Genomic DNA, 26506 nt, shown 5'->3' with positions numbered 1-26506 from the left:
CCAACTCAGATGTCACCTACTCGTGCAGCAGACCCCTGTGACATTTCACTCCTCTCGTGCAGCCAGCTCTGCCATGACGTCGGCCAGGCCAGTCGCCATTAGAGCACCGCGCCATCTACTCGGCGCCTAACGTCCGAACCGGGTAGCGGCTACCGAGCGATCGCTCGCCTCCTCACAGTGACTGCCCGGCCTCTCATCCGGTACAGGGCAACATCGAAGCGTTCATGTCGGACGATGCCAGTCCAGTCGACCCACGCAGCTTGCCTAACTCGGGAAGACGAGAAGCTGCAAGACCGTCGGTGAGATGCCGCACACGTCAGGAGACTCGCCACTACCTCACCGATCGAGATGACAACGGGTGAATAATGTGCAACTCCGTCCTCGGACACGTTCACTATCCCTACCAGGCCGAATGGTCCCGTCGATGACCTTGGCCTCCTGCCGGTAGATCAACTCCAAGTCAAGCGCCTCGTAGAGCCGCTGGAGTTCGGCCGGATCTTCTCTCCTCAGAGCGGCGCCGACGTCGCCGTGATAGTCGAGCAGCGCGTAGACCTCCGCCCGACTGATCGTCTTCGCTTCCGGCGTTCGGGCCTGCTCAGCCGTGGCGGCTTCCAACTCGGCTTGTGCCGTGTTGATTGCGTCCACGAGCGCCACCGGGTTGGCGCCAGCGGTGATCGCTTCCTGGAGCCGCCGCAGCTTGGTGCTGGCCTCGGCAGCACGTTTTTTAGCCTGGACTGCCTTTCCTGACTCCGTTGTGGACGCACCCATCGACCTCAGCAGTTCGGAAACCGTGTGGTCGCGGTTCTCCGGCGCGAACGTCATCCCCATCCACGTGTTCAACGCGTCCAACACGGCGCGCTCAGGCAGGTACACGTTCTTCGGGTGCGACGCGAGCAACGGCGAGCCCGGCACCAGAGTAGTAGATCCGGTCTTCCCGGAGCGTTCCCTCCATCCGGCGTTGGCAGTACCCGCAGCGGACTTGCCCGCGCAACGCATAGACGCGCTTGGTCCTCTTCTTCGGCCCGCGCTCCAACTTCCTGCTACCCGCCAGCCCGCCGGCCGCTTTTGCCCGGCGTCGAAGCTGCACATCCGTGAACGTCTCGACGTCCACGATCGCCGGGTGCGCCGGCCTCCGGGTCCACCAACACCTCGTGCTTGGTCCACCGCCCGAAGACCGCGTAACCCGTGTAGCGAGGGTTCTCCAAGATCGCCCGGCACGTGCTTCCCTGCCACCCATCCGCCAACCGATGTGTGTTCTGCTCCGGCCGACGCGCGGACGGGCACGAGATGCCGTCCCGATTGAGCCCGTTGGCTATCGCCCGATCGCCCTTGCCATTCAGGTACTCGTCGAAGATCCGCCGCACCACCTCGGCCGCCGACTCGTCGAGCGCCAGCATCCGCAGCCGGTAACCCTCTGCCGCCTTGCGTGGATTCGGGGTGGGTCCGCCGTCCACAGTGACGTACCCGAACGGCGCCCGTCCGCCCTGGTGCCGCCCTTCGTTGACCAACTGAGCGTCCATCGCAGCCCGGACCCTAGACTGCACATGCCGACGCTCCGACTCGCTCATGGCGCCGAGCTGGCTCATGAGCATCTTGTGCGAAGGATTCCGCGGGTCGAACTTCCCGCCGAGTTCCGGCACCCACAGGTCCACTCCGTACGCGGCGAACTTCGGCGCGATCAACGAGAACTGGTTTCCGTACCAACACCGGGTGCCCTCACCGACCACCACGCCGGACCAACCACGGTCCGGCCGCTTCAGCGCCGCGAGCAACTCTGCCGACTCAGGCCGCCGCTCCCAGGGCACTGACCGCGAGTACCCGATGTCGAAGAACTCGGCGATGATCTCTCCGCCACGTGGCTCGACCACGTTCCTGGCGTTGGCGATCTGCCACGCCCGAGAGGTCGTCGGGTCCTGGTTGTCCTCCGTCGAACACCGGCCGAAGAAGGCGAGCTGACCGATCGCGTCGTCAATCGTGTCTACGACCTGGACACCCATGATCTCGTCGAGCGTCGCCCACGGATCTCAGGCGGATCGCTGGACCGCGGTAAAGCAGGCCTTCCTCCGCGAACGAGCCCTCCGCGGCGCCGAGGACGACCCGATGACCCGAGCCATCGGCGCGATGGGCCACCTGGCCGACCGAGTAGGCCAGGTGGAGGCCGCGATCCGCGAGACCTGACCAGCCCGCGAGTCGTACCGTTTGGACAGCGAGCGACTCGCGGGTTACCAGGTGACTGGTAGTTCCGCCACGCCGTAGATGCCTCTCCCCGTGTTCAGTGGGACCTCCGCCGCCGGGATGGCCAGCCGTAGATGAGGGAACCGCGCCAGTAGCGCCGTGAAGCCGAGCCGCAGTTCGATGCGCGCCAGTTGCTGACCCAGGCACTGGTGCAGGCCGTGCCCGAACGCGAGGTGACCGCCGCTCGGGCGGGAGATGTCCAGCTCGCCCGGAGAGGAGAACCGCGCCGGGTCGCGGTTGGCCATCGGGAGCGAGACCAGCAGGCTCTCGCCTGCGCGGACCAGCTGACCCGCCACCTCCACGTCCTCGAGCGCTCCCCGGTTCACCTCGTACTGCGCGATCGACAGGTACCGCAGCAGCTCCTCCACCGCGCCGTCCACCATATCCGGCGACGAACGCAGCGCGGCCAACTGCGCCGGGTGTTCCAGCAGCGCGAACGTCCCGAGCGCCAGCATGTTCGCGGACGTCTCGTGGCCGGCGAACAACAGTATCAGGCCGATGCCGGTGATCTCCTCGTCCGACAGATCCGACTCCATGAGACCACTCAGCAGGTCGTCGGCCGGCTGCGCCCGCTTGGCACGCACCAACTCCGCCAACATGACGTACATCGCCCCGCCGGCCGCGTTCCGTTCGTCCTCCGACCGCTCCGGGTCGACCGTGTCGTGGGTCTGCTGCTTGAACGCCTCGCGGTTGGCGTACGGCACGCCGAGCAGATCGCAGATCACCCCCGACGCCACGGGCAGCGCGAACCCGCGCACCAGGTCGGCCGGGGAGGTCAGCGACGACAGCACCTCGTCGATCCTGGCGGCGATCATCGGCTCCAGCAGCCGCATGCGCCGCACGGTGAACTGGCCGGTCAGCAGCTTGCGGTACCGGGTGTGCTCCGGTGGGTCCATGAACGCGAACGCGCCTGGCAGACTGTTCTGCCGGCCGCGGATCGGCGAGAGCGCCACGTCGAGCCGAGAGCTGAACCGCGCGTCGGACAGCACCTGCCGGGCGGCCGTGTAGCCGGTGACCAGCCACCCGGTCGAGCCGTCCGGATACCGCAGCGGGCTGATCGGCCGCGCCAGCGCCCACTCCTGAATCGATGGCGGCGGGTCGAACGGGCAGGTGCGAGTGGTGGGCAGCGTGTCGGTCATCAGATTCCTTCCGTAAATGCATCGGGGTTCTTTCGAGCATCCCCGCTTCCCGGAGTTCGCGAGTCAGCTACGTTGTTCGATCAGCGCGGCGAAACCGTCGAGAAGTCGCGCTAGGCCGAACCTGAAATCCCAGTCCGGGTCGTGCTCGTCCTCTTCGAACACGTTCGCCGCCAGGACCTCGTGCAGGGCCGGGAAGTGGATCGGGTCGGTCAGGGCGCGAAGGGTGTTGGCGTAGGCGGTCAGAGCCTCCGGCAGCGGTCGGGCACCTGGTGGATGTGCCGCCTCGAGCTGGTTACTGAGCACCGCCCAGGCGCGGGTGTAGCTCATGGTCGTGAGGACGGTCCCCATCTTCTCGCCCGGCGCCAGCGGGGTGCCGGCCAGGCAACGGAGGCCCTGTTCCAGGAAGGCGATCGAGTTCGGGGTGAGGGGTGGACCCTTGACCGGTATCTGCAGTGCCCACGGGTGGTGGCGGTACGCGGTCAGCGCGGACCACGCCCAGCGCTCCAGGCCCGGGCGCCAGCCGTCCCCGGCCGCGGTCTCCTCCACATCACCGAGTGCCGCGTCGACCATCAGCGCGAGGAGCTCGTCCTTCGCCGTCACGTAGCGGTACAACGACATGGCGGACGTGCCCAACTCGCTCGCCACCCGGCTCATCGACACTGCCGCGAGACCGTCCTCCGTGGCCACCCGTAGCCCGGCCTGGACGATGCCGTCGAGGTTCAGCCCCGGCTTCGGTCCCTTGGCAGGACTTGTGCCAAGGCCCCAGGCCACCGCGAAGCTGGCAGGCAGGTCGGCCAGCGTGTCGTTCTCATCCGGTGTCACGCGCGTCCCTCTTGTGCGTCGTGTTCGCCCACGCCCCCAGATTGGTCATGCGTTCGGCCACCGCCTTCGCCGTCGGGTTCGCCAACTCGCCGACGAAGTCGCCGTCCGCCATGAAGTAGCAGCGGTCCGCGTGCGACGCCGCGACCGGGTCATGGGTCACCATGATGATCGACTGTTCGCCGTCCCGAACCGCCTCGCTCAGCAGCGCCAGTACCTCGGCCGCGCTCCGCGTGTCGAGGGAGCCGGTCGGCTCGTCCGCGAAGATCACCGCGGGGCTGGTGACCAGCGCCCGGGCGATCGCGACGCGCTGCTGCTGTCCCCCGGACAGTTCGCTGGGACGGTGGCCGAGCCGGTTCGCCAGCCCGACGCGCCCGGCGATCTCCTCGACGAGCACGCGGTTCGGCCGGCCGCCGGCCAGCCTCATGGGGAGCCCGATGTTCTGCTCGACCGTCAACGCCGGCAACAGGTTCATGCTCTGGAACACGAACCCCACCCGATCCCTGCGCAACCTCGTGAGCGAGTCCTCGTCGAGACCGGCGAGCTCCAGGCCGTCGAGGACCACCGAGCCCGACGTCGGCGCGTCGAGTCCGGCCGCGCAGTGTAAGAAGGTGCTCTTGCCCGACCCTGACGGGCCCATCACCGCGATGAAGCTGCCCCGCTCGAAAGCGATGGTGACCCCGGCGAGCGCCGTCACTCGACCAGGCCCCGTACCGTAGACCTTCTCGACCTCGGTCAGGGCCACCGCTGCGTCTGTCATCGTCGACGTCATGTCAGCAGACGCTAACCGGGCGCGCCGGCCCGTCACATGGGTTCAGGCCGTGGATCGATGGTGGGGTTTTGCCTACCTTCCGGCGGCAGGCCAGCACCAGTGGCAGGGCGGCGGAGGCCACCGATAATAGGACTGGCCCACCCGGGCCGCCGAAGGAGTGATGGCCTTGCCACCGCCGGTTCGCCTCGTGCTGACCAGCCTGGCCGTGAGCTTCGCGGCCGTACCAGGCATGCTGCTGTGGTCCGCCACCGTCCTCGCGCTGTCGCTGCTCACCCTCACCTTTGGCTTTCCGTTGTCGCTCAAGGCGTTCGGTGCCGTGCGGTGGTACGCCGACCGCTATCGCGGGTGGGTCGGCGCGTTCACCGGCGACCCGGTTGCCCGCCCCTACCGGGTGGTGCGGGCAACCGGGTGGCTGCCGAGGTTCCGTGCGGTGGCCGGCGACCCGGCCACCTGGCGCGACTTCGCCTGGCTGCCGTTCAACACGACCGTCGGGTTCACGATCGCGCTCCTGCCGGTGGCCTTCGTGCTGAACGTCCTGTGGCATCTCACGCTCCCCGTCATCTTCCTCGCCGGCGGCACCATGTCGCTGAACTACGGCGTGTTCACGATCCACGACCTGCCCACCTCGTTCCTGGGACTGCTGCCGGCCGCGGCCGCTGTCGTGGCGTTCGCCGCCGCCGGCCGCCCGCTCCTCCGACTGCACGCCCGGCTCACCCGCTGGTTCCTCGGCCCCACCACGCGAGCCGTGTTGGATCGCCGGGTCACCGAGCTCACCGAGTCGCGCGCCGAGGCGCTCGACACGCAGGCCGCTGAGCTCCGCCGGATCGAACGTGACCTGCACGACGGGGCACAGGCGAGGCTGGTGTCACTCGGCATGAGCCTCGGGATGGCCGAGAAGCTGATCAGCCGCGATCCCTCGGCCGCGGCGGCGCTGCTCGCCGAGGCGGCGAAGACCAACGCCACCGCGCTCGCCGAACTGCGTGACCTCGCCAGGGGCATCCACCCGCCCGTGCTCGCGGACCGTGGCCTCGCCGGCGCGGTCGAGGCGTTGGCTCTGTCGAGCGCGATCCCGGTGCGCACCACCGTCGACCTGCCCGGCCGGCTGCCGACACCAGTCGAGTCGGCCCTGTACTTCGCGGTGGCCGAAGCGGTCGCGAACCTCGGGAAACACAGCGAGGCGACCACGGCGTGGCTCACCCTCACCCAGCGGGGCGGCGCCGCCGTGGTGGTCGTCGGTGACGACGGACGGGGCGGCGCGGTGGACACCGAGGGCGGCGGCCTGCACGGGATTCGACGGCGGCTGGCGGCGTTCGACGGCACAATGACGATCTCGAGCCCACCCGGCGGGCCGACCACCGTAACCATGGAGGTGCCGTGCGCGTCGTCCTCGGAGAAGACCTGACCCTGTTGAGGGACGGGTTGATCCGGCTGCTGTCCGCACATGGTTTCGAGGTTGTGTCCGCCGTCGACAACGGACCGGACCTGCTCACCGCCCTGGTCGACCACAGCCCGGACGTCGCCGTCGTCGACGTCCGGCTCCCGCCGACCAACACCGACGAGGGGCTGCGCGCCGCCATCGCGGCCCGCGCCAGGATCCCCGGTCTGCCGGTGCTGGTGCTCTCGCAGTACGTCGAGCAGCTCTACGCACGCGAACTGTTGTCCGACGGCAGAGGCGCGATCGGCTACCTGCTCAAGGATCGGGTCGTCGACGTCGACGCGTTCGTCGACGCGGTGCGCAACGTCGCGACCGGCGGCACGGTGATGGACCCGGAGGTCGTGTCCCAACTGCTGACCGCGAGCGCTCGAACCGCGCCCCTGGACCGGCTCACCGCACGGGAACGGGAGGTGCTCGGCCTCATGGCGGAAGGCCGGTCGAACGCCGCCATCGCCGCACACTTGTACGTCACCGAGAAGGCGGTCGGCAAGCACACCAACAACCTCTTCGCGAAGCTCGATCTGCCGCCCTCGCCGGACGACAACCGCAGGGTGCTCGCGGTCCTCGCCTACCTCGACGCCGGCCCGGCCGCGTGAGGTCACGCGCCCAGCTCGCTGTCCAGGATGTCGAACAGCTCCTCGTCCGAGACGCCGGCGACGTCATCCCCGCGCTCCTCCGGTGCGGCCCGGTCCCGCCACATGCGCAGCAGCGCCTCGAGTCGTAAGGCGATCGTCGCGTGGTCGCCATCGTCCGGCGTCCAGTCCGACAGCGCGCCGGCCAGCCGGTCCACCTCGCCGAGCACCGATCCCACCGCGGCCGTGCCGGCAGCGGTCAGCTCGCTCAGCAGGTACTCGGCGGCGGCGTGGGCGGTCGGGTGGTCGAACACCAGGGTGGCGGGCAACGCCAGGCCGGTCGAGGCGCTCAGCCGCCTGCGCAGCTCGACGGCCGCGAAGGAGTCGAAGCCCAGTTCCGACAGGGCACGGTCGGGCTCGACCGCCCCGGCGGAGTCGTGGCCGAGCACGGCTGCGACCTCCGCACGCACCAGCTCGAGCACGGCTCGCCGCCGGCCGGCGTCGTCGAGGCCGCGGATCGTGGTCACGAACTCGTCGCCGGACGTAGCGACGCCGGTTGCCGGCAGCCCGGCCAGGTCGTGCAGTGGGCCCGGCAGGTCGTCGGCGCCGGCACGGAGCACGGCGTAGTCGAGCCGGACCGGGAACACCTCCGCGTCCGTCCCGAAGGGCCCGGTCGTGGCGACCGCTTCGGCGGGCGACAGCGCGGTGACGCCGGTTTCCCACGGGGCGGCGGAAAGCGTGCTGGCGGGCAGGCCGAGCGACCGCCGGTGCCGGGCGATGGCCCCGAGTGCCGCGGCGTCCTTCGCCGGAACACCGGTGGCGACCAGCACGAACGCGGCGTGCTCGGCGTCGGTCGTGAGCAGGTGGAGACGCCACGCGACGTCGAGGTGGTCCGGGGCCGCCACGTGGTAGACGGCGGCGAGGGGACCGGCCAGTTCGCTGAACACCTGCTCCAGCACGCCGGGCGCCGCCGGATCACGGTCGACGACACGGACCTCGACCCCGAGATCCGTGAGGTCGAGTGACATCACGCCATCGCCGACGAGCAGCAGGGACGTGGCGCCATGGGTGTGCACGAGCTGTCGCGCGACCGCGCCGTGGTCGCCGGTCAGGACGACCGTGCCCGGCGGTAGCGGGCTCGCGTCCGCGGTGACCCGTTCCAGGACGGGGAGCAGCATGCCGTCGGGCCGGAGTGCGAACTCGGCGGCGCCCGATGCCACGGCCCAGGGGAGGGCGTCGCCGGCCTCGGACGTGTGGGCGAGCACGAACCGGTCGGGATGGGCGGCCTGGAGGGCGCGCACCACGCCGGCGACCGCCGAAGCGGTGCGGTCGTCGCTCCCGGTGCGGACGACGAGCGGGCGGGTCGTGCCGTGGCCGAGCCACGACGTCAGTGCCTTCTCGCACTGCTCGGCGGCGTCGGCATCGTCGGGCGCATGCCACACCTCGTAGTCGACGGGGTCGGCGACCGGTGCCCTGGTCGGCCGCCAACGCAGCGCCAGCAGCTCACCGCCGCCTGCCAGCGAGGACGTGTCGACGGGGCTGAGCGTGAGTGCCGCGAGGGTCAGGACCGGCTCGCCGGTGGGGTCGGCGACCGTCACCCGCACGCTGTCCGGTCCGGCCGGGGAGATGCGGATACGTGCCGTCGCTCCAGCGGGCCGGTGGCGGACGAGCCCGGTGACGGCGCCCGCGTCGACCGGCGCCGTGGCATCCGCGCCGAGTAGCTGGACGGCGGCCGTGAGAACGGCGTACCGGTCGGGTGCGGTGTCCTCGTCCAGCGCGACGTCCGCGACCAGCTCGTCGCCGTGCCGCCAGGCCGACCGGAGCATGCTGGCCGCCGGGCCGACGGCTTGCCCGGCGGCCAGCAGACGGCGGTAGACGTCCTCGACGTCCAGTGGCGTTCCGAGCGAGGTGGATGTCTCGGCGGCCGGCAGGACGTCCATGGGCGTGACCACACCCGTGGCGTGCTCGGTCCACCGGCGGTCGCTCCTGGTGTGGATGTGGACGGTCCTGGCGCCGTCTTCCGGCGGGCCGAGGGCGACCCGGATCGACAGGTCGCCATCCCTCGGCAGTACCACGGGGACCGCGACGGTCAGCTCACGCAGCACACCGGCGCCGACGCGTTCTCCCGCGTGCGCGGCCAGCTCCACCAGCAGGCCGCCGGGCGCGACCAGTGCGCCGAGCAGGTCGTTGGCGGCGAGCCACGGATGCGTGGTCGCGCCGAGGCGACCGGTGAACACGACTCCCCCGGTGTCGGGCAGTTCGACCAGCGCGCCGAGCACCGGATGGTCTTCCCGGTCCTGGCCGGCGCCCCGGACGTCGGCGTCCTGGCGGCCGTCGAGCCAGTACCGCGTGTGCTGGAAGGCGTAGGTCGGCAGGTCCACGACGACCGCGGGTGCGCCGGTGAAGCAGGCGGACCAGTCGACGGTGACGCCCCGCGCGTGAGCGGCACCCAGAGCGGTGAGCAGTTCGCGTGCCTCGTCCCGGTCGCGGCGCTGGAGGGGCACGAAGGCGGCGTCCGTCACGCATGACTGTCCCGGAGTCGACAGGATCGCGTCCGGACCGATCTCCACGAAGGTGGTCACGCCCCGCGTCTCGAGGTACCGCACGGCGTCGGCGAAGCGAACGGTGTCGCGGACCTGGCGGACCCAGTACGGGGGTGACGTCAGCTCGTCGGTGACCGAACCTGCCACAGTGGACACCACAGGAATCCTCGGCTCGGCGAACTCCAGTTCGGCCACCACCGTGGCGAACTCGTCCAGCATCGGATCCATCAACGCCGAGTGGAACGCGTGGGAGATCTCAAGCCGGCGCCACTTCCGGCACCCGGCGGCCGCCGCGAGCACGTCCGCCTCCGGACCCGAGATCACCACCGACGACGGGCCGTTCACCGCGGCGACGGAAACACTCGCCGGCAGCACGAGTTCCTCTTCCGTGGCCACCACGGCGACCATCGCCCCACCGGACGGCAACGCCTGCATCAGCCGACCCCGCGCCACCACCAACCGAGCCGCGTCGGCCAGCGACAGCACCCCGGCCACATGCGCGGCGCCGATCTCGCCCACTGAGTGTCCGGCTACGAAATCCGGCCGCACACCCCACGACTCCAACAGCCGGAACAACGCCACCTCGACAGCGAACAAGCCGGGCTGGGCGAACTCCGTGCGGTGCACCAAATCCGACTCGTCATCCCACACGACATCACGCACCGAGCGTCCCAAATGGACATCCAGCTCGGCGACCACCTCGTCGAACGCGGAGGCGAACGCAGGAAACACCGAGTACAACTCCCGCCCCATACCACGCCGCTGGGCGCCCTGGCCGGTTAACAGGAAGGCGGTACGGCCGTGCGACGGCGGTGTCTCGGCGACCACGCCGGCCAGTTGCGCGACCAGTTCGTCACGGTCACGCCCGACCAGCACGGTCCGACACCGGAGCGCGGCACGGGTGGCGGCCAGCGACCGGCCGACGTCCGCCGCCGGCAGTTCCGGCCGCACGTCGAGGAAGGTCCGCAGGCGTGCCGCCTGTGCCGGCAGCGCATCGGGCGTCGCCGCCGACAGCACCCACGGCACGAGCCCTGGCGCCGGGTCGCCGCCGCACTCGTCCTGCGCGGGCTCGGCCGGCGCCTGCTCGAGGATGACGTGCGCGTTGGTGCCACTGATCCCGAACGACGACACCCCGACCCGCCGCGGCCGCCCCACCTCCGGCCACGAACGTGACTCGGTCAGCAGCTCCACCGCACCCGAGCCCCAGTCCACTTCGGACGATGGCTCATCCACGTGCAACGTCCTCGGCACCACACCGTGCCGCATCGCCTCGACCATTTTGATCACACCGGCGACACCGGCAGCGGCCTGCGTATGCCCCAGGTTCGACTTGACCGAACCCAGCCACAGTGGACGGTCCCGATCCTGCCCGTACGTGGCCAGTAACGCCTGCGCCTCAATGGGATCGCCCAACCGGGTACCCGTGCCGTGCGCCTCGACCACGTCCACGTCCGAAGTGGACAACCGAGCGTCGGCCAGCGCCTGGCGGATCACCCGCTCCTGCGACGGACCGTTCGGCGCTGTCAACCCGTTCGACGCGCCATCGGAGTTCACCGCCGAACCACGCACCAACCCCAACACCCGATGACCGTTGCGCCGCGCGTCCGACAACCGCTCCACCAGCAGCAACCCCACGCCTTCCGCGAACCCGGTGCCGTCGGCGGTGTCCGCGAACGACTTGCACCGCCCGTCCGGCGAGAGCCCGCGCTGGCGGCTGAACTCGATGAGCATCTCGGGTGTCGCCATCACCGTCGCGCCGCCGGCCAGCGCGAGTGAGCACTCACCCGACCGCAGCGCACGGACCGCGAGGTGAAGCGCCACGAGCGACGACGAGCACGCGGTGTCCACCGTCAGCGCGGGTCCCTCGAGCCCGTAGTGGTAGGCGAGACGGCCGGACGCGACCGATCCGGTCGAGCTGTTGAGCGGGTAGTCGTGGTACATGGTGCCGACGTACACCCCGGTCCGGGAGCCGGCGAGGGTGCCGGGATCGACGCCGGCCAGCTCGAACAGCTCCCACGACGTCTCAAGCAACAGCCGCTCCTGCGGGTCGACCGTCGGCGCGTCGTGCGGGCTGATCGAGAAGAACCCGGCGTCGAAACCCGCGGCGTCGGCGAGGAAACCGCCCCGCTTCGTGTAGGTCCTGCCGGGCGTGCCCGGCCGGGGGTCGTACACCGCGGCCACGTCCCAGCCGCGGTCGGTGGGGAACCCGCCGACCGCGTCGACGCCGCCGGACACCAGGCGCCACAGGTCGTCCGGCGAGCCGACGTCGCCCGGGTACCGGCAGGCCATCGCGACGATCGCGACCGGTTCGTCGTCGTGCTCACGCACCACAACCGGCGCGGCGGATCGGCGCTCGCCCGAGATGCGACCGCCGAGGTGGCGGGCGACGGCGGCCGTGGTGGGGTGGTCGAACACGAGCGTGGCCGGCAGCCGCAGACCGGTGGCCGACTGCAGGCGATTCCGCAGCTCGAGCGAGATCAGCGAGTCGAAGCCCAGCTCCGCGAACGGTCGCGCCGGGTCGACGGCGGTGCCGGACGGGTGCCCGAGGACCTCGGCGACCGCGCCACGCACGAGGTCGACGAGCTCGTCCTCGGTCGCCGTGGCCCATCGCGCGCCGGGCTCGGCACCGCTTGCCGGCACCGTCGCTGGCACGAGCTCCCGCAGCAGGGGCGGCACGTCGCCCCGCATCCGCAACGCGGGCAGGTCGAGCGGGACGAGTGCGAGGAACGGCTCGCCGGCCGCCATCGCCGCGTCGAGCAGCGCACCGCCCTGCTCGACCGACATCGCCGGCATCCCCTCCCGGCGCATCCTCCGCACGTCCACTTCAGACAGTCCAGCGCCCATTCCCGGCCCGTCCCACAGGCCCCACGCCCACGAGGACGCCGGCAGCCCACGCGCCCGGCGGTATGCGACAAGCGCGTCCAGGAACACGTTTGCCGCCGCGTAGTTCGCCTGCCCGGGCGAACCGAGTGTGCCGGCGACCGACGAGAAGACGACGAACCGGTCGAGTCCCATGTGCTCGGTCAGCTCGTGGAGGTGCCACGCTGCGTCGGCCTTCGGACCGAACACGGCGGCGACCCGGTCGGCGTCGAGGGTGTGCAGCACCCCGTCCGCGAGCACGCCCGCGGTGTGCACGACCGCGGTCAGCCGGGCCGGGAGGTCCGCGAGCAGGTCGGCCACGGCGTCCCGGTCACCGACGTCGCACGCGGCGACCGTCACTTCGGCACCGGCCGTGGTCAGCTCCTCGACCAGCTCCGCGGCACCCGGCGCCTCCGGTCCGCGCCGGCTCGCCAGGAGGAGGCGGCGCACACCGTGCTGGGCGACCAACCGTCGCGCCGCCACCGCGCCGAGACCACCCGTGCCGCCCGTCACGAGCACGATGCCGTCCGGATCGAGTGCCGCCGGCGGCTCGGCCGACAAGTCGGCCCGTACGAGCCGGGGCAGGAGCACCGCACCCGCACGCACTGCGGCCTCCGGCACACCGGCCGCCAGCACCGCGCCGAGCGCGGGAACGTCGTCGGTGTCCGTGTCGATGAGCACGAGCCGGTCAGGGTGCTCTGCCTGCGCGGCACGGACGAGACCCCACACCGGGGCCGCCGCGAGGTCGGGCGCGAGGTCCGGCGCGCCGGTCGCCACCGCGTTCCTCGTCAGGACGACGAGCCGGGCGTTGGTGAACCTGGGGTCCGCCAACCAGTCCAGGACGGCGGCCAGCGTGCTGTGCACACTGGCGTGCGTGCTCGCCGGCACCGGGCCATCCGGTGGCACGCACTCGTACAGCGCGGCAGCGGGTACCGGGCCATCCGCCGGCACGGCCGTGATCGGCACCGGCTCCTCGGCCGAGGCGTCGGTAGTGGGCAGCGGCCGCCAGGCCACCGTGTACAACGCCTGGGCGACGCCCGCCGCCAACTGGTCCGCACGCACGGGCCTGGCCGAGAGGGCCGTTACGGACAGCACGGGCGCGCCCGTCTGGTCGGCCAGTTCGACAGCCACGTCCCGCCCGGCCGGTGTCAGCCGCACCCGCAGCGCGGAGGCACCTCGGGCGTACAGGCGGACACCGCTCCACGAGAACGGCAGCATGGTCTCGCCGTGGTGTTCCGGTGCGAGCAGACCGGCGTGCATCGCGGCGTCCAGCAGTGCCGGGTGGAGGCCGAACCGGCTCGCCTCCGGCGTCGCGGCCGCGGGCAGGGCGACCTCGGCGAACAGCTCCCCGTCCCGCCGCCACGCGCCACGCAGCCCCTGGAACACCGGACCGTACGCGTAGCCACGCTCACGCAGCCGCTCGTAGGCGTCCGCGACGGGCACGGGCTCCGCGCCGGCGGGCGGCCACTCGGCACCGGCCGTTGTCGGCGGTGCGACGTCCGCGGCGAGCACCCCCTCGGCGTTGGTCGTCCACTCCGCGGCACCGGTGTCGTCCCGGTCGAGCCGGGAGGACACCGTCACCTGGCGGGTGCCGTCGCCATCGCGCGCACCGACCCGCACCTGCACCACCACCGCACCCGACTCGGGCAGGAGCACGGGGTTGCGCAGCGTCAGCTCGTCCAGCACGGGGCAGCCGGTGCGGGCGCCCGCGTGCAGTGCCAGGTCAACGAGAGCCGCCCCCGGCAGCAGCACCGCGCCCAGCACGGCGTGATCGGTCAACCACGGCTGGCCCGACCGGGTGAGCCGTCCCGTGAACAGCATCTCGCCGCTGCCCGCGACCCCCACGGCGGCGCCGAGCAACGGGTGGTCGGCGGGTTCCTGGCCCAACGCGCCGGCGTCGGCGCCACCGCCGGTCGAGTCGAGCCAGAACCGTTCGTGCTGGAAGGCGTAGGTCGGCAGGTCGACAACGGCGCCGCCACGCAGGCAGGGCGCCCAGTCCACGGACACGCCGCGCACGTGCGCCTCGGCGAGCGAGGCGGCGAAGCGGTCAGGGCCGCCGTCGTCGCGGCGCAGCGACCCGACATAGGCAGCCGCGACCCCGCGTGCCTCGAAGGTCTCCTCCAACGCGATCCGCATCGAGGGGTGCGGGCCGCACTCGACGAAGACGTCGACGCCGTCGTCCAGCAACGCGCCGACGGCGTCGGAGAACCGGACCGTGCTCCGCAGGTTGGTGTACCAGTAGCGCGCGTCCATCACACTGGTGTCGAGCAGGCCACCGGTCGTCGCCGACGCGAACGGGACCTCCGCTCGGGTCGGGTTCAGGCCGGCGAGCGCCTCGACCAGCTCGTCCTGGATCGCTTCGACATGGTGGGAGTGGGAGGCGTAGTCGACCGCTATCCGCCGTGCGCGGATGTCCTCGCCGGTGAGCGTGTCGTACAACGCGTCGAGTTCGTCCGTCTCCCCGCACACGACGACCGAGGACGGCCCGTTGACCGCCGCCACCGTGACGGCGCCACCGCGGGCGGCCAGCCGGTCCCTGATCTCCCGCTCGCCGAGCGGCACCGACATCATGCCGCCACGGCCGGCGAGTCCGACCGCGATGAGCCGGCTGCGTGCCGCGACGACGCGTGCCCCGTCCGCCAGCGACAGCGCGCCGGCCACGCAGGCGGCCGCCACCTCGCCCTGCGAGTGGCCGACGACCGCGGCGGGTACCACCCCGAAGGAGCGCCACAGCTCGGCAATGGACACGAGCACGGCCCACAGCAGGGGTTGCACGACATCGACGGGCAGGTCGGTTTGCTCGCCGCGCCGAGCGATGTCGAGCAGGTCCCAGTCGACGTGCGGGGCGAGTGCGTCGGCGCAGGCGGCCATGCTGGCGGCGAACACGTCCGAGGTGTCGAGCAACCGGGTCGCCATCCCCTGCCACTGCGATCCCTGGCCGGGGAAGACGAAGGCGACCCGGCCGGTGCCCGTGACGCTGCCGGTCGTGACGGCGGCCGCCCCGCGTTCGCCGGTGCCCGCGACGGCGTGCAGCCCGTTCCGCAGTTCCGCCGCAGTCGCGCCGAGTACGACCGCTCGATGTGGCATGAGGGAGCGGGTGGTGACAAGGGAGTGGCCGACGTCGACGGCCGAGAGGTCCGGGGGCGCGTTCAGCAGGTGGGTCGCCTGGTCGCGAAGCGCGCTCGGGGACCGGGCCGCGAGCACCCACGGCACCGGACCGGCGAAGTCGGCCGGCACGGGCTCCTCGCCGGCGGCGAGCTCCGGTTCCGGCGCCTCCTCGACGATCACATGGGCGTTGCTGCCGCTCACCCCGAAGGACGAGACGCCCGCGCGGCGCGGCCGGCCGGTCACCGGCCAGTCCCGCCGCTCGGTCAGCAGCTCGACGGCGCCCGCGGCCCAGTCGACGTTGGGGGTCGGCGCGTCCACGTGCAGCGTCCTGGGCAGGACGCCGTGGTGGATCGCGGCCACCATCTTGATGATGCCGGCGACACCGGCCGCCGCCTGAGTGTGGCCGATGTTCGACTTGATCGAACCCAGCCACAAGGGCCACTGCCGGTCCGTGCCATAGCTCGCGAGCAACGCCTGCGCCTCGATCGGGTCACCCAGCGTCGTCCCGGTGCCGTGCGCCTCCACGACATCGACGTCCGAAGTGGACAGACCGGCGTCCGCGAGCGCCGCCCGGATCACCCGCTGCTGCGCCATTCCGTTGGGTGCGGTCAGCCCACTGGACGCGCCGTCCTGGTTGGTCGCGGTGCCAGGGATGACGGCCAGCACCCGCCTGCCGTGGCGCCGCGCGTCCGACAGCCGTTCGAGCAGCAGCACCCCGGCGCCCTCGCCCCATCCGGTGCCGTCGGCCGCCGCGGCGAACGACTTGCACCGCCCGTCCGCCGACAACGCGCGCTGCTTGCTGAACTCGACGAAGGTGCCGGGGGTGGCCATGACGGCGACGCCGCCCGCGAGCGCGAGTGCGCACTCCCCCGCCCGCAGGGCACGTACCGCGAGGTGCACGGCGACGAGGGAGGAGGAGCAGGCCGTGTCCACAGTGACGCACGGACCCTCCAGCCCGAACGTGTAGGAGACCCGGCCGGACACCACGGAGCCGGCACTGTCGTTGCCCGCGTAGTCGTGGTACATCAGGCCCGCGTACACGCCGGTGTCGCTGCCCCGCATCGTCGCGGGCGGTATCCCGGCCCGCTCGAACGCCTCCCACGACGTCTCGAGCAGGAGCCGCTGCTGCGGGTCCATGGTGAGTGCCTCGCGGGGCGAGATGCCGAAGAAGCCCGCGTCAAACCCGGCGGCGTCGTCGAGGAACGCACCCGCGCGCGTGTAGGACCGGCCCGGCGTGCCGGGTTCCGGGTCGTACAGTTCCGCGACGTCCCAGCCGCGGTCCTCGGGGAAGCCGGCGACCGCGTCCGTGCCGGTCTCGACGAGCCGCCACAGGTCCTCGAGACCGGTGACACCCCCCGGGTACCGGCAGCCGATGCCGACGATCGCGATCGGCTCCCGCCCGCCCATGGCGGGACTCTGCCGTGCCTCGGCGAGTTCCCTGCGGGTCCTGCGCAGGTCGGCCGTCGCGCGCCGGAGGTACTCGAGAAGTGTTCTCTCGTCGCTCACGCGCCGGACGCTACGGTCGGCCGTCTTCCCGGGGCGACCCCTCAACACCCCTGCTCGGCGCGAACACCGGCAGGGTGGGGTTTTCCCCACCCCCACAAGGCACCCTCGTACCCTTTCGCCCGCCACGGCACCGTCGTTAGCTTCGTCCGCAGGCCCTTTGGTTGGACGGGGCAACCGAGGGGAGACGGGGAAAACCATGTGGCAGCTCGCAGTTCGCACACTGCGCTTCCGCAAGACGGCCTTCATCGCGAGCTTCCTCGCGCTGTTCGCCGGCGCGGCACTGGTGACCGCCTGCGGAACGTTGATGGAGACGGGCCTGCGGAGCGCGGTGGCGCCGCAGGCACTGGCCGAGGCGCCGATCGTGGTCGCCGGCAACCAGGACAACGCCTCCGAGACCGTGGCCGAGTGGGCGGACGTCGACGAGGACCTGACGGCAGAGGTCGCCGCGCTGGAGGGGGTCGCCGACGCCGTGCCCTACCGGCAGTTCCCGGCGACCGTGGTGAGCGACGGCCAGCCGGTCGCGGTGGGTTCGCTCGGCCACGACTGGACTTCGGCCCGGCTGGCCCCCTACGACCTCAGTGCCGGCAGTACGCCGCCGGAGCCGGGTGAGGTGGTCGTCGACTCGACGGTCGCCGCGCAGGCGGGGGTGCGGCCGGGTGACAGCGTCGAAGTGGCCGCGAAGGGCGCGGTGGCGTCGTACATCGTCAGCGGTGTGGCCGCGCCGTCCGGCGTCTCGGTCGACCACCCGGCGATCTTCTTCGCCGGGGCGGACGCGCGCCGGCTCGCCACGCATCCCGGCGAGGTCACCGCCATCGGCGTGCTTCCCGCACCCGGCGTCGACGTCGACGAGCTGGCGGAGCGCGCGGCGGCGGCGGTCGGCGGTCGGCAGGCGGTCGTGCTCACCGGCGACCAGCGCGGGCTCGCCGAGTTCCCCGAGGTCGGCGCCGGAGCGGGACGGCTGCAGATCCTGGCCGCCGCGTTCGCCGGGTGGACACTGCTCGCCACCTTGTTCGGCGTGGTGTCCATGATCACGCTGTCGGTGCAGCAACGGCAGCGGGAGGTGGCGCTGCTGCGGGCGATCGGCACCACCCCGCGGCAGGTCCGGCGGATGGTCCTTGTGGAGACGGGTGTCCTGGCCACGCTCGCCACCGTGCTCGCGGTCGTGCCGGGTGGGTTCCTCGGGCGGCTGCTGTTCGATGTGTTCACCGACAACGGCGCCGCGTCACCGCTGCTGGAGTTCCAGCGCGGGGTCATGCCGGCGCTCGCGGCCGTGGTGGCGACCATGGGCGCGGCGGTGGGCGCGGCGGCGATCGCGAGCAAGCGCGCCGCGCGGACCAAGCCCGTCACCGCCCTGGTCGAGGTCGCGGTCGAACCGCCGTGGCTCTCCCGGCCACGGCTGGTGTTCGCGATCCTCTTCCTGCTCTGGGGTGTCGGGCTCGCCGTGTTCACGGTCGCGGTCATGCGCGGCCCGTTCACCGTCAGCGTCGCGGGGCCGGCGTCCATCTTCTTCGCCGTCGGGCTCGCGCTGCTCGCGCCTGGTTTCACCAAGCTGGTGGTCAACCTGCTCAACCGCGCCCGGCCGAACCGGGGCGGAATCACCGGCGAACTCGCCGTCACCCACGCGCGGGTGCGGACCCGTCGGCTGGCCGGCGCGGTGACCCCCGTGATCCTGCTGACCGGGATCGCCACCGGTGTCCTGTACCTGCAGGAGACCGAGGATGCCGCGAACCAGCGGTTGTACAGCGACAACCTCGACGCGGACGTGGTCGTCGGCTCGGCGGTCGGCGGATTCGGTCCCGGGGTCGTGGACCTCGTGCGCGAGGTGCCCGACGTCGCGGCCGCGTCCGAGTTCGTGACGGCGACCGCCCGGCTCGACTCCCCTCGGGACGACTCCCAGGTGGGCGGTTGGAAGGTGCAGGGTGTGAACGGCGCGGCGGCCGCGCGGACCGTCGGCGCGACGCCCCTCGCCGGCGACCTGTCCGCGCTGCGCGGTGACACCGCGGCGGTGCCGAAGGAGCTGGCCGACCGGCACGGCGTCGGCCTCGGCGACACCGTCACCATGACGCTCGGCGACAACACGACGATGTCGGTGCGGGTCGTCGCGCTCCTCGCCGCCGGCGGCGAGGACTCCAGGATCGTGGTGCCCTCGGACGTACTGGCCCCGCACACCACATCGGGTTTGCCGACGCAGATCCTGGTGCGTGCCGCGCCGGGCGCGGACCGGGAGCGGCTCGTCGACGCGATCACCCGCGCCGGCGGGACGGTGCCGGGGCTGTGGGTCGCCGGTCGGGACGCGCTCGTAGCGGGGCAGTCGTCCGTCGAGCGGATGCTCCGCGTCGGCAACTACGCGGTGGTGATCCTCGTGATCGGCTACGCGGCTCTGTCCGTGGTCAACACGATGGTCGCGGCGACGGGGCACCGCCGACGCGAGTTCGGCCTGCTGCGCCTGGCCGGGGCGACGAGGAAGCAGGTGCTGTCGATGATGACGGTCGAGGGGCTCGTCGCCGCCGTCACCGGTGTCGTGCTCGGGAGCGTGGCAGCGCTGGTGACGCTGGTGCCGTTCAGCCTCGTCAAGAACGACGGTCCGCTGCCGGCGGGCCCGTGGTGGCTGTACCTCGCAGTGGTCGGCTTCGTCGTCGCGGTCACCCTCGCCTCGACGCTCGTCACCACGTGGCGGACGATGCGGACCCGGCCCATCGAGGCGGCCTTCGGTGTCGACTGACCGGTGCGGGTCAATGCAGGTCCAGCTCACCGTCGAGGATGTCGAACAGCTCGGCGGCCGTAGCGGCCGCGAGGTCCTCGGCAACCTCCTGCTCGAGCCGGGATCGGAACCGGTCCGCCACCTGCGCCACACTGTCGGCGATTTCGGCGGCACGCCGCCGAAAATCCTCCGGCACCGCCACCCGCGGAGAAAGATCACCGGAAACCGAGCGCGGATGAACTTCCAGTAGTATCTCCACTGGTTGGTTGTCCTCACGCTCATCAGATTTGGCCATCGTGTCCCTCCCGGACGGCGAGTTATCGACAACAACCATCATCACGAGGCTTGGACGCCGGGCTAGCGGCCGATCAGGTATTTCTGCACGTCGAGGCGTCGCTCACCACTCAGGTCGTCCACCTAAAGCTCGAGGCCGCACCGACTTCCGATCACCAACCACCACACGGACAGGACCTGAGGTGACGCCCCGCTCCGGCACAGCAGCCGAGTTGTGGAAAGGTTCCGCCAGGTCAGTCAGCCATCAAACGGCAACCAGCGATGTAGACCCCGGTCTCCCCATACGGACCGGACTCCAGTAGTTACCGGTCCCAGTTGGCGACGTCGAGGCTTGACGTAACCCCAGCCTGCGCGCATGGCGGACTACGAAGATTCACCTCTCAAGGGCACAGCGGGTGAATAATGTGCAACTCCGGCCTCGGACACGTGGGGGTTCACGTCCCTAGGGACACCCCCGAACATAGTCGATCCAAACCGCGCACTGCGCCCACGTGCTTCAACCTGGTCGTCCACGATGTCGGCCATGAGCATCGTCAGTTGGTCGTGCGTTGAAGCACGGTCAGTTCGTCGCGTGCGCGGGTGGCCGCGACGTAAACGAGTGAGCGGCGACGCAGTTCGACATCGAGGCGCTCGGACTCGTCGAGCGCTCCAGGCGAGCCTTCTCCGTTGGTGCGCCAGGTGCTGGAGTTCGTGCGGCGCGGTGCTCGCCCCGCGACACAGCGGGAGGCCGCGGCGATGCGCGACACCGTGATGGCGGCGAGCGTGCGGTGCACCGGGCAGTGGTGCCTGCAACGCTCCATCGCGACCGCGCTGTTGTGCCGGCTGCGGGGCAGTTGGCCGACATGGCGGACCGGGGTGCGCACCCATCCCTTCGAGGCACACGCCTGGGTGGAGGTGGACGGCGTCGCCATCGGTGAGGACCCGGAGAACATCCGGTGGTATCGCGTCATGATGACGGTTGCCTGAGTCGGTTGGAGCATCCTGAACCGCTTCCCGCAGGGCAGCAACCCGATCCTGTTCGCCGCGCACTTGTCCAACCGCCGAAGTCTTCCTGGCGTGTTTCTATCACGTGGTACGGCGCGACCGTTTCTGACGAACAGGTCCCCGATTCGGTAGGCCGAGGGCTTTCCGGACCGGTCCGTAGTCCAGTTTCCAGTCGTAGCCGAAGAGGGGTTCCCAGGGCAGGCGGTCTGGCACGCTGTTGGCGGGCAGCTCACCGAGATGGCGCCGTGCCCGATCGTGGTCGCCGGCGAGGTACAGGGCGGCGCCGTAGAGGTGGTGCGCCTCCGGGGTGCGCACATGGGGCCGGAGGTTCGCGACCCAGTCGTCGGCCCGGCGGGTGAGGTCGTCGCGGACTGATCGGGTCGCGAAGTAGTCCGTGGGGTGTTGACCATCGGTGAGCATCACCTCCAGGTGGGCGGCGACCAGGACCGCGCCGAGGGGTTCGCCGGGTGGGGTCGTGTCAGCCACGCCGGTGGCGAACTCGAGCACGTCGTCGTTGCTGCCGTACCAGTCCGCGCACAGCGCCCGTGTGCGGGAGTGATGACCGACGTAGCTGTTCTCGTCCCGGGAACGCAGCTCCTGCCACAGGTCGTCGAGCTCGGCGCGAGGCCGGTCCAGGCCCATGGCTCGCCACTGCAGGTAGTTCCACGGCGTCGGGTCGGTCGGCCGGAGGGTCGCCGCCCGCATCAGCGGTTCGTGGGTGCGCCCGAGGATGAACCAGAACCGGTCGAATTGCGCGGCGCTGACGGACTCGGCCGGTGCGGTCGTGCGGACCCGCCACGCGCGCACGACGCGGTACGCGCCGAGCCAGAGCGCGACGTCGGCGTCCTCCGGTCGCTCCAGGTACAGCTGGGTGAGGTGGCGCTCGCGGAGGCGGGTCATCCAGCCAGCCAGCCGGTGCACGCGCAGCGCCCTGAGTTCGTGGTCGTCGGGGGTGTTCGCCAGCAGGCTCAGGCCAGCCTCCAGGTCTCCGCCCATGACACGTCGTTCGACCGGCGGCAGTTCCGGATCGTTCCAGGCCGTGTCCACGTTGACGTTGATGGAACGCAGAATCTGGTAGCTCGTGGCGATCCCATCGAACATGGTCAGGTCCTCCGGAGCCCGGTGCGCAGGCGGTCCCAGACACTCACGTGCCCCGGGTCGGGAATCTCGTCAGGTCGTCGCGGCGGCCGGGAGATGACCAGGGCCGCTGGCACGCCCTCGTCGAGCAGAGCCGGCAGCGCCTGCCCTCCGCGCCACAGCGTCGGTTCGACCAGTACACCAATCCCGTCCCGGCCGATCAGCTGTCGTGCGCCGTCCGGCCAGGACACCATCACCTCGCACTCGTCGAACCGGACGGTCGTGAAGATCCCACCTTCCACCAGGCTGACTCCGCTGGGGCCGACGCACAACCGCACGCCGCCGGCACCGGGACGGCGGCGACGCCACCCGGACGACTCCAGGGGCGTGTACACCGGTCCCTCCACGACGCCCTCCGATGCGTTCGACGCGGGAGGGTAATGGTCGCCTGGTGGTGCGTGGTCGAACGGCAGCATCAGTAACACTGCGTCCCTGGCCTCGACGGCGACCGTGGCCAGCTGTTCCGGCGACAGCGCGGCGAGGCGGGACAGTTGCTCCTCGACGGTCCTTGCCGGACCGCCGAACAGTTCGGTGTGTGCGGCAGCCCTCGGAATGGCGCGGGCCAGGCGGGGATCCTGTAGGCCTGCCCTGATCATGTCGCGCACCACACCGACGTCACTGAGTGTCGGCGGCTGGTGCACCAACTCGTCGAAGATCTCGACGAAAGCGTTCACCGACTCCGAAGATGCCCAGTCGGCGTGCACACTGATCTCCGCCAGCCGCTCGTCGAAGGACGCGGCGGTGACCGTCAGGTCGGGTAATCGTTCGAGCAGGCGCTGCCGCAACGCGTAGAGGTACACCCCGCTCTCGGGACCTCTGTCGATCACCGTGCTGGCGGCCACGCCGCCAACGTTCGACTCGAAGTACGCCGGCAGGTGCGGCAACACACTGGTTGGCCAAGGCGGCGGGAAACGTGGCCCGTCGGGCAGGTCCAAGCGAAGGCCGGCCGGCGGCTGGCCACCGCTGATCCACAGCGCCGCGTTCCCTCGGGTGAACCAGCTGTCCGTCCACTGACCCAGCTCCCGTGGCGTGTGATGTCCGATGCCGAACTCGTCGTGACCGACCAGACCGTAACCGGTCGCGCCGTAGCGCCACGCGGCCAACAGTTCAGGAGCCGTCCGCCACCGGCCGGCCTCGCGCCGCACGATCTCGTTCTGCGCCGCCAGCTGATGGGTCGGCAGGCAGGTGACGGCCCGGCACACCCCGGCGAGGAAGTCGACGATCTCCTGTTCGGAGCCTCGGACGCTGAACGTCGTGAGAGTGGGCTCGACCTCGCCGTTGTCGTGATACTGGCGACGGCCGACCTCATGCAGGACCAAGTGCTCGACCAGGTGCGTGATGCCGCACCGTGCGAGTTGTTCGTCGGCGTACCCGACCCGGAAGACCAGACCCGCCTCCAGTTCGCCGCCCAGTCCTGACCAGCAGGTGGGGACACCGTCAACCTCTGTCCGTTCCCATTCCACGCCGGTACCTTTCGGTCAAACGTAGTTACCAGCGTACTGGCGACAAACGCCGGTTCTGCCGGACGGATTCGGCGGGGTGTAGGGACGATCGCGTGGTGGCGATCCCGTTCGACACCCGCCGTCACGACGTTCACGCCGAGGGCACCCGGTTTCCGGGAACCGTGCCGGCGCAGGTGGAACCGCAACCCCGACTGGCCTGACCACCGGAGGCCCCGTTCCCTGGTGACGGTGGCGTTCACCGAGTGCCTGGGGCGGCTCAACCAGCCGGTGTTCGGTCCCACCTTGCCACCGTCGGACTTCCCATGGGCATGGCGAGACCCCGTTCAGCGCCAACGCCTACTTCGGTTCCTGCCCAAACTTGACGCGAACGGCAGGGCCCCGGCCGGCGGCCCCTTCTTCCTGCAGCTGGCCGTCGAGGTGTCGCTGACACGGGCCTACCTGTTGCGGTGATCTCCCCCATTTCCGCGAAACCGCATCGCCGGGCCGCCGACGACCTCATCGACCACCAACACAGCCCACCGCGTAGCGAAACCCCGCCGACTGCCCAACACCCGCCGAGCACTCACCCCCTGGGAACTCGAAGAGATCAACACCACCGCCCACATCAGCGGCAACGACACCGTCCTCGACGCGCTACGAAGGCAAGGGAACCGCTAGATCGCGTTGGGCGTCGGTGTTGCGAGTCTGACTCGGGGGGGCGGCGATGCACCTCCAACTCGACGAACGCAAGCTATCAGCGCGGACGCCCCAATGCTGTCTCGCAGCCAGAACATGCCCTTGGCATCGATTAGACCAAATAGATACATGCGTCGACCAGAGATCGAGACGCGACATCGACCAGGTCACCCAGAGAGCCTAGCGTGGCGATCATCGAGTTCGCGCGTGCTTTAGATCGCAACGAAGATGCCGTTCACGACGGTCAATCATGTCTGGCTATGGCCCTGACAGCCATCATCGATCGAGTGCACGACGGGTGAATAGTGCGCAACTCCGGCCTCGGACACTCATTACTAGGAATCTCTGGGCAATAGTCCCAACTTCCTCCTCTCCCCATCGCGCGGTCATCGCGCGGTCATCGCGCGCTCTCCGTGTCCTGTCGGGCCGTCCCGTGATCGTGGTGGGCGGTGGTCGCTGTGGCTGAGCGCAAGATCGCCACGACGGAGGACGCGGTCGCCGAGCAGGCGGCACAACTGATCCCGTTTGTGGTGACCGCTGGTGGGCGCGGCGGTCGAGTCGTGGATCTCCCGGCGGGTCAACGCCTCGCCGACCGCGCAGACCCTCCTGCCTAACCGACGAAGATCGGCCTGTGGGACAGGAATCGTGGGGTGTTCGCCGAGCGTCCGCCCGGCGCCGGCCAGGGTGGCGCGCCGGTCATCGACTCTCCTGTGTGGACATGCCGGTGGTCGCGGCCGCTCGCAGGGCCGCCAGCACCTCGGGTGGCGTGGTGTGGTCGCCGAGGCGCACGGTCTTGCGTTCACCGTGGAAGTCGCTCGATCCGGTGGCGAGTATGCCCAACTCGGCCGCCAACCCACGCAGCCGCGACCGGACCTGCTGCTCGTGCTCCGGGTGGTCGACCTCGATCCCGGCGAGCCCGGCACCGACGAGTCCGGCGAGTTGCTCGTCGGTTACCGAGGCTCGACGTTTGAAAGAACGCGGATGGGCCAGTACGGCGACACCGCCAGCGGAACGAACGAGCTCGACCGCACGTTCGGCGGTCACCACGTGTTTGGGGACGTCGGCACGGCCACCGTCACCGATCCACTCCTGGGTGAACGCCTCGGCCGGTTCGCTGATCGCCCGCGCCGCGATCAGCGCGGCCGCCACGTGCGGTCGGCCGATTGCGGCCGGTCCGGCGATCTCGCGCACCTGCTCGATCGTGATGTCCGCGCCAATCTCCCGGCACTTGGCCACCATTCGGATCGCCCGGCTGGCCCGGTCGTTCCGAATGTGGTCCAGTTCCTCGGTGAGCGGCCGATTCCCGGGGTCGACGAAGTAGCCAAGCAGGTGGACCTCGACGGTACCGAGCAGGCAGGAGATCTCGACGCCCCCGACACCCTCGATCCCGGCCTCGACCGAGGCACGGCCGAAGTCGGCAAGACCGGCCAGTGTGTCGTGATCGGTGAGCGCGACCACGTCGAGCCCGGCTCGCTTGGCCAGGGCGGGTAGCACGCCCGGCGGCACCGTGCCGTCCGACACCGTGCTGTGGGTGTGCAGGTCGATCGTCATGCGACGTCCCTTCCGTACCGGTGCGACATGGTCAGGTCGTTCCCGGAGCGGCGGTGTTCTCGTGGAGGCGGTGGCGAACCTGATCCCAGAAGGCGCCTGAATCATTCAGGCGGGGAAACGGCTCGTCCGGCATGGGTACACCGAGGAAGTCGCACAGTGGCTCCCAGCCTTCGGTCACCGAGTACACGAGCAGCCGGTCGGCGGGCACTTCTCGACGAACGGCGGCGTTGTGCTCGGCATAGGCGTGCATGGCGTGCTCGCGGTCGGCGAAACGTCCGTCGAAGAACCCTTCCCAAATCAGCTTTCGATTGAACTCGTACATCGCTCTGACGCTGGGAACGTTTTCGCGTGCCGCCTCGACGAGATCGTTGTCACCGTCGCCGCCGGTCAGCTCGTAGATGGTGTTGCGCACGCTGTCGTACCACCGCTGCGGATCACGTTCGGTCAGGATCGCCTTTGAGTCCGGGTAATACGACATGAGCTCCCGCCAGAATGTCGCTCCTGGCCACGCCACACTGGATCCATAACCGGCGAAGAGCATACCCATGTCGACCGGTTCGCCCGCCGCTGCGGCATGCCATGAGCGAAGTCGTTCAGGATGGTCGAGAACATAGCTACTGTGGAAGCAGGGGCCGAACTCCAGCCGTTCCAACGCGGCTTTGAGTGACACTGTACCGGTACGCGCGACCCCGACGCCGATCACCTTCATTCCG

General features: G+C 70.6%; 17 protein-coding genes and 1 pseudogene. 7 read left to right on the top strand and 11 right to left on the bottom strand.

Annotation, left to right across the window (positions count from 1 at the left end):
* Window positions 1-336: 336 nt before the first annotated feature.
* On the bottom strand, window positions 337-912 hold the full coding sequence (locus ACYVIP_RS13050) for a hypothetical protein (RefSeq protein WP_460395678.1): 576 nt from the start codon (window positions 910-912) through the stop codon (window positions 337-339).
* 128 nt (window positions 913-1040) lie between these two features.
* Complete coding sequence (locus ACYVIP_RS13045) at window positions 1041-1997, bottom strand: recombinase family protein (protein WP_460395676.1); 957 nt, start codon at window positions 1995-1997, stop codon at window positions 1041-1043.
* Between ACYVIP_RS13045 and ACYVIP_RS13040 the strand changes: the two genes are divergently transcribed.
* Window positions 1996-2178: a hypothetical protein gene (locus tag ACYVIP_RS13040; RefSeq protein WP_460395674.1), complete on the top strand. Its 183-nt coding sequence runs from the start codon at window positions 1996-1998 to the stop codon at window positions 2176-2178. The genes ACYVIP_RS13045 and ACYVIP_RS13040 overlap by 2 nt on opposite strands.
* Before the next feature lie 44 nt (window positions 2179-2222).
* Here the strand turns inward: ACYVIP_RS13040 and ACYVIP_RS13035 are convergent, their stop codons facing one another.
* From ACYVIP_RS13035 to ACYVIP_RS13025, 3 genes are all read right to left on the bottom strand, one after another.
* Window positions 2223-3374 (bottom strand): cytochrome P450, encoded by a 1152-nt coding sequence (locus ACYVIP_RS13035; protein WP_460395672.1) that lies wholly within the window; start codon window positions 3372-3374, stop codon window positions 2223-2225.
* A gap of 63 nt (window positions 3375-3437) precedes the next feature.
* The gene (locus ACYVIP_RS13030; RefSeq protein ID WP_460395670.1) at window positions 3438-4196 is read right to left on the bottom strand and encodes a TetR/AcrR family transcriptional regulator; all 759 of its coding nucleotides are present in this window, start codon (window positions 4194-4196) and stop codon (window positions 3438-3440) included.
* Complete coding sequence (locus ACYVIP_RS13025; RefSeq protein ID WP_460395668.1) at window positions 4183-4953, bottom strand: ABC transporter ATP-binding protein; 771 nt, start codon at window positions 4951-4953, stop codon at window positions 4183-4185. The genes ACYVIP_RS13030 and ACYVIP_RS13025 overlap by 14 nt, the downstream gene beginning before the upstream one ends.
* Window positions 4954-5125: 172 nt before the next feature.
* Between ACYVIP_RS13025 and ACYVIP_RS13020 the strand changes: the two genes are divergently transcribed.
* Entirely contained in the window at window positions 5126-6367 is a 1242-nt protein-coding gene (locus ACYVIP_RS13020) for a sensor histidine kinase (protein WP_460395666.1), read from the top strand.
* Entirely contained in the window at window positions 6340-6996 is a 657-nt protein-coding gene (locus ACYVIP_RS13015) for a LuxR C-terminal-related transcriptional regulator (RefSeq protein ID WP_460395664.1), read from the top strand. The genes ACYVIP_RS13020 and ACYVIP_RS13015 overlap by 28 nt, the downstream gene beginning before the upstream one ends.
* A gap of 2 nt (window positions 6997-6998) precedes the next feature.
* Here ACYVIP_RS13015 and ACYVIP_RS13010 read toward each other — a convergent pair.
* Window positions 6999-16988, bottom strand: a pseudogene (locus ACYVIP_RS13010) (SDR family NAD(P)-dependent oxidoreductase); the annotation flags it as partial.
* A gap of 196 nt (window positions 16989-17184) precedes the next feature.
* Here ACYVIP_RS13010 and ACYVIP_RS13005 point away from each other — a divergent pair.
* Window positions 17185-19710, top strand: a complete 2526-nt coding sequence (locus tag ACYVIP_RS13005) for an FtsX-like permease family protein (protein WP_460395662.1) — start codon at window positions 17185-17187, stop codon at window positions 19708-19710.
* Window positions 19711-19720: 10 nt separating this feature from the next.
* On the opposite strand, the gene ACYVIP_RS13000 is transcribed toward ACYVIP_RS13005, so the two are convergent.
* Window positions 19721-19984: a hypothetical protein gene (locus tag ACYVIP_RS13000; RefSeq protein WP_460395660.1), complete on the bottom strand. Its 264-nt coding sequence runs from the start codon at window positions 19982-19984 to the stop codon at window positions 19721-19723.
* Between the two features lie 668 nt (window positions 19985-20652).
* Between ACYVIP_RS13000 and ACYVIP_RS12995 the strand changes: the two genes are divergently transcribed.
* Window positions 20653-20949: a lasso peptide biosynthesis B2 protein gene (locus ACYVIP_RS12995; RefSeq protein ID WP_460395684.1), complete on the top strand. Its 297-nt coding sequence runs from the start codon at window positions 20653-20655 to the stop codon at window positions 20947-20949.
* 99 nt (window positions 20950-21048) lie between these two features.
* On the opposite strand, the gene ACYVIP_RS12990 is transcribed toward ACYVIP_RS12995, so the two are convergent.
* On the bottom strand, window positions 21049-22068 hold the full coding sequence (locus tag ACYVIP_RS12990; RefSeq protein WP_460395658.1) for a hypothetical protein: 1020 nt from the start codon (window positions 22066-22068) through the stop codon (window positions 21049-21051).
* 2 nt (window positions 22069-22070) lie between these two features.
* A complete protein-coding gene (locus ACYVIP_RS12985) occupies window positions 22071-23567 on the bottom strand; it encodes a hypothetical protein (protein WP_460395656.1) in 1497 nt (498 codons plus the stop codon).
* A gap of 222 nt (window positions 23568-23789) precedes the next feature.
* Between ACYVIP_RS12985 and ACYVIP_RS12980 the strand changes: the two genes are divergently transcribed.
* Both ACYVIP_RS12980 and ACYVIP_RS12975 read left to right on the top strand, forming a co-directional pair.
* Window positions 23790-24017 carry a hypothetical protein gene (locus ACYVIP_RS12980; RefSeq protein WP_460395654.1) on the top strand — a complete coding sequence of 76 codons (228 nt, stop codon included), beginning with the start codon at window positions 23790-23792 and terminating at the stop codon, window positions 24015-24017.
* Between the two features lie 683 nt (window positions 24018-24700).
* Window positions 24701-24856 carry a hypothetical protein gene (locus tag ACYVIP_RS12975; RefSeq protein ID WP_460395652.1) on the top strand — a complete coding sequence of 52 codons (156 nt, stop codon included), beginning with the start codon at window positions 24701-24703 and terminating at the stop codon, window positions 24854-24856.
* Window positions 24857-24938: 82 nt separating this feature from the next.
* On the opposite strand, the gene ACYVIP_RS12970 is transcribed toward ACYVIP_RS12975, so the two are convergent.
* A complete protein-coding gene (locus tag ACYVIP_RS12970) occupies window positions 24939-25793 on the bottom strand; it encodes a PHP domain-containing protein (protein ID WP_460395650.1) in 855 nt (284 codons plus the stop codon).
* Between the two features lie 31 nt (window positions 25794-25824).
* Window positions 25825-26502: a sulfotransferase family protein gene (locus ACYVIP_RS12965; protein WP_460395648.1), complete on the bottom strand. Its 678-nt coding sequence runs from the start codon at window positions 26500-26502 to the stop codon at window positions 25825-25827.
* Window positions 26503-26506 lie beyond the last annotated feature (4 nt).

The sequence above is a fragment of the Actinophytocola sediminis genome (assembly GCF_054779715.1).
Note: the sequence above shows the minus strand (reverse complement) of the source record. Positions and strands in the feature narration are given on the sequence as shown.